Source organism: Adlercreutzia equolifaciens, from assembly GCF_029076695.1.
In the GTDB taxonomy this organism is placed as follows: domain Bacteria; phylum Actinomycetota; class Coriobacteriia; order Coriobacteriales; family Eggerthellaceae; genus Adlercreutzia; species Adlercreutzia equolifaciens_A.
Genome location: NZ_JARFIK010000543.1, coordinates 1 through 292, shown reverse-complemented (window position 1 = coordinate 292; position 292 = coordinate 1). Strand labels below are relative to the sequence as shown.

Sequence of the window (292 nt, the reverse complement as noted above, 5' to 3'; positions counted from 1 at the left end):
CTTTGATGTGAGCCAGCATGTGATACAGCAGTCAGCGGGCATTATCCAGAACGGGACAGAGATCACGCCGGATGTGCTGGACAGTCTGCGGACAGAGCTTGAAGCGATGGAGTTAGGCCCTCTGTTCGGACTCTGGCTACAATCCTTCCTGATCCAGCTTACCATGATTGCCTTAAACATCGTGATCTTCGTCATCGTATATGGCCGTATGATTGAAATTTATTGCGCGTCCAGAAGCGCCGCTTTTCATCCAAAGGCGGTGTGCGGGCATTTTGGGAACCCGGCTTTAGCA

1 protein-coding gene is annotated in these 292 nt (G+C 51.7%); it reads left to right on the top strand.

The window, feature by feature from the left end; genetic code table 11:
* The coding region (locus PZH32_RS13540) for a VirB6/TrbL-like conjugal transfer protein, CD1112 family (protein ID WP_275208771.1) at nucleotides 1–292 on the top strand (292 nt) is incomplete at both ends.